The organism is Bacteroidota bacterium (assembly GCA_034723125.1).
In the GTDB taxonomy this organism is placed as follows: domain Bacteria; phylum Bacteroidota; class Bacteroidia; order CAILMK01; family JAAYUY01; genus JAYEOP01.
Genome location: JAYEOP010000118.1, coordinates 1 through 4,357, shown reverse-complemented (window position 1 = coordinate 4,357; position 4,357 = coordinate 1). Strand labels below are relative to the sequence as shown.

3 protein-coding genes are annotated in these 4,357 nt (G+C 34.3%); all 3 read left to right on the top strand.

Annotated elements, in window-relative coordinates; translation table 11 throughout:
- Window positions 1-221: 221 nt before the first annotated feature.
- The gene (locus tag U9R42_03670; protein ID MEA3495115.1) at window positions 222-1,427 is read left to right on the top strand and encodes an aldolase/citrate lyase family protein; all 1,206 of its coding nucleotides are present in this window, start codon (window positions 222-224) and stop codon (window positions 1,425-1,427) included.
- A gap of 10 nt (window positions 1,428-1,437) precedes the next feature.
- Window positions 1,438-2,991, top strand: coding sequence for a citrate lyase subunit alpha (gene citF, locus U9R42_03665; GenBank protein ID MEA3495114.1), 1,554 nt, complete (start codon window positions 1,438-1,440; stop codon window positions 2,989-2,991).
- Between the two features lie 381 nt (window positions 2,992-3,372).
- Window positions 3,373-4,357 (top strand): N(4)-(beta-N-acetylglucosaminyl)-L-asparaginase (locus U9R42_03660; protein ID MEA3495113.1); only part of this gene is annotated, 985 nt, incomplete at its 3' end.

The window sequence follows — 4,357 nt, the reverse complement described above, 5'->3', positions numbered from 1 at the left end:
CGACTGCTGACTGTTCTTGACTGCCGACTGCGGACTGCTGACTGTTCTTGACTGCCGACTGCTGACTGTTTTTTACTCTAAGTACTTCTTCTCATCTACCCCATTTTTCAAAAAACATCAAGCACTTCTTTAACTTTTTTCATTTCTAATTTGAATATATTTTAAAAATCAATAATTTGCGTGTCATTAAAAATTGAATTTAATAAATCTAAAAGGCAAATATGTCAGATAAAATTGCAAACACAGGGAACAAAGGAAGTAAATCAGATTGTTTTATTTCTCTTGAATTAACAAAATCAAAAGGGATACAAATTGAACTAAAAAGCAAAGTTGATATTCTTTATGGTAAGTCTATCAAAGAATTAGTTTTAAAAATTCTTCAATTTTTTGAGATAAACAATGCAAAAGTACAAATTGAAGATTCAGGAGCACTTGACTTTGTAATTGCTGCAAGACTTGAAGGAGCTATAAAAAAACTAATTAGTACTAAAAAAGAATATCTTCTTGAAAACGTCAATGAAAATAAAAAGCCAACTGACAAAGACAAAAAGCGATTTTCAAGATTGTATTTGCCGGGGAACACTCCCAAATTTTTCATTAATGCAGGGATTTATAACTCTGACGGAATAATTTTAGACCTTGAAGATTCGGTATCTATTGATAAAAAACAAGAAGCTCAATTTCTTGTCAGAAATGCGTTAAGGTCAGTAAATTTTTATGATACTGAAAGAATGGTAAGGATAAACCAGATACCAAAAGGACTTGATGACCTTAATTTTGTTGTATCTCACAATGTAAATCTAATACTTATTCCCAAAGTAGAATCGGCAGAGCAAATAAAAACTGTAGATAAAGAAATAAATAAACTCAAAAAAGATAAAGATATCACTTATCCGATTTGGTTTATGCCAATAATTGAAAGTGCCCTTGGCGTAATCAATGCTTATGAAATTGCTTCTGCATCAAAAAATAATGTGGCTTTAGCAATAGGTCTTGAAGATTACACTGCTGATATTGGAACAAAAAGAACACAGGATGCAAACGAATCTTTTTTTGCAAGAACATCAATTGTAAATGCAGCAAAAGCCGCTCGTATTCAAGCAATAGATTCCGTTTTTTCCGATATTGAAGATATGCAAGGATTAAAAGAAACAATTAAAATTTCAAAAGGATTAGGATTTGAAGGAATGGGTTGCATTCATCCCGGACAAATACCTGTTATCCATGAGAGCTATGCTCCTGAAAAAGATGATATTGAAAAAGCAAAAAAAATAGTTCTTGCATTTGATGAAGCACAGAAAAAAGGACTTGCAGCAGTTTCATTAGGTTCAAAAATGATTGATCCACCTGTTGTAAAAAGAGCTTTGAAAATTATTAACATAGCCATAACAACATCTCTATTAAAGAAAAATTGGAAAGACGAATAAAAAAATAATTATGACTGAATATAAAAAAAATGCCGTTGGCAGATTAATTCCTACTGAGATTAATGGTAAAAAGATTATAGCATTTCAAGGAGTTGGAAAATTTAAACCAAAAGGAAACAAAGCAGCACCTCCAATAAGAAGTGTTTCCGACTATCCAATGGATGGAAACAAACTTCAGCCAAATTTGAAAACTGCATTAATAAAAGCCGGATTAAAAGATGGTATGACAATTTCCACTCATCACCATTTTCGTAATGGAGATTTAATTGCAAACCAAATTTTTGATATTGCTGCCGAACTTGAAGTGAAAAATCTCGTTTGGTTTCCCTCTGCATCATTCCCATGTCATGAACCATTAATCAAGCATCTTAAAAGTGGTGTAATTCATCACATTGAAGGAAGCATGAATGGAGCTTTAGGAAAATTTACATCAGAAGGAAAAATGAAAGGAGTTGGTGTTCTTCGTTCTCACGGTGGAAGATATCAAGCGGTTCAAGATGGAGATATTCATATTGATATTGCTGTAATAGCAGCACCTACTGCCGACCCTTTTGGAAATGCAAATGGTGTTACAGGTGATTCTGCATGTGGTTTGTTAGGCTTTGCCTTAGCCGATTCTCAATATGCTGACAGAGTTATTGTTGCAACAGATAATTTAATTCCTTTCCCTTGCATTCCTTGGCAAATTCAAGGAAATAATGTTGATTACACAGTAGAAGTAAAACAAATTGGAATAGCTGAAAAAATTGTTTCGGGAACAACAAAAATTACTAAAAGCCCCGACCGTTTATTAATTGCTGAACTAACAGCAAAATTCTGCGATAGTGCAGGATTGATAAAAGATGGATTTTCTTTTCAAGCAGGAGCCGGTGGAACTGCTCTTTCAATTGGAAATTATTTTGGCGATATTATGAGAAAGCGTGGCATTAAAGCAAGGTTTGCCCGTGGTGGAAGTAATAAATATCTTGTCCAAATGCTTGAAGAAGGGCTAATAGAATATATACTTGACGGACAAACTTTTGATTTGGAAGGTGTTCGTTCAATGAGAGAAAATCCTAATCACCTAGATACAAGCCCTTTTACCAGCTACAATTATCATGGGAAAGGAAATTTTAATACAATGGTTGACATTGTAGTTTTGGGGGCAACAGAAGTTGACCTTGATTTTAATGCAAACGTTGTAACTCACTCCGATGGATATTTGCTACATGGTGTTGGTGGATGGCAAAATTGTCTCTTATCGAAAACAACAATTCTACCAATTCCTTTATTTAGAGATAGAATTCCGGTTATAAAAGATGAAGTAACCACGATTTGCGGACCTGGAGAATTAATTGATGTAATTGTTACTGAAAGAGGAATTGCAATAAATCCATTACGAAAAGACCTTATCGGAGCAACAAAAAATTCTGGGCTACCAATAATAACAATCAAGGAATTAAAAGATGAAGCTGAACAAATCTGTGGTAAACCTGCAAAACCAAAAACAGAAGACAAAATTATTGCAGCAATAAAATGGGTTGACGGGACAGTAATTGATGTTGTAAAGAAGGTTGTTTATTAAAAAAATTAGCAAAAAGAATTAGTAGCAACTGGAGGATTGTTTCTCTGTTTAAACGCAGAGTCGCAGAAACGCAGAGGAAAATTAACAAAAAAAGTCAACCCTATTCAGGCAAGCACACAGACTGCCTACTGTTGACTGCGGACTGGAGACTGATTTGTTTATATTTTCTCGCAAAGACGCAAAGAACGCAAAGGAAAAAGTAACCAAAAAATCAACGTTATTCAGGCAAACAAACTGAGGACTGTGGACTGAAGACTGCCGACTGAAGACTGCTTTCCATAAATACTAAACATCTGTAGCTTTTAAAAACAAAACTTCCAAACTTTAGATTAAAATTATTATTTTTGAACTCTTTCAAAAACTTGAAAAGAAATAAATAATATGAACTCACGTAGAAATTTTTTGAAAAATTCATTACTGCTTACTGCTTTAGCTTCTTTTCCCGCATCAATTCTTCGCTCATCCAATATCAAAACCTCTTCAATCAAAAGCTTTAAAAATACAGGAAAAGTCAGACGACCTATTGTCGTTTCCACATGGAATCATGGATTGGTAGCAAATGAGAAAGCATGGGAAATTGTTGTAAAAGGAGGCAAAGCACTTGATGCTGTTGAGCAAGGAGTACGAATTTCCGAATCCGATCCTAAAGTTATGAGTGTTGGCTATGGAGGACTTCCCGACCGTGAAGGACATGTTACACTGGATGCATGCATCATGAATGAAAAAGGAAATTGTGGTTCGGTGGCATTTTTAGAGCATATAAAAAATCCTATTTCAGTAGCACGATTAGTTATGGAAAACACTCCTCATGTAATGCTGGTTGGTAAAGGTGCTTTAGATTTTTCTTTAATGAATGGTTTTAAAAAAGAAAATCTTCTTACAAATAAAGCAAGTGAAATTTGGCATAAATGGAAAGAATCTAATCAAGTTCCTTTAACACCCGAAAAAGATAATCATGATACAATAGGAATGTTGGCACTCGATAAATTTGGAAATATTTGTGGAGCATGTACCACAAGCGGATTAGCATGGAAACTACACGGAAGAGTTGGCGATTCACCAATCATTGGTGCAGGAATGTTTGTTGACAATGAAGTCGGTGGTGCTGTTGCAACCGGAAAAGGTGAAGCAGTAATAAAAATATCAGGCACACATCTCGTTGTTGAACTTATGCGACAAGGTAAATCACCTGAGGAAGCATGTAAACTTGCTGTGGAAAGAATTATTAAGAAACAACATGACCATAAAGAATTTCAAGTTGGTTTTTTAGCACTTAACAAAAAAGGTGAATCCGGTGCATACAGTATTTCAAAAGGCTTTGAATATGCTCAATATGCAGAAAATAAAAATGAACTTATTAAATCAA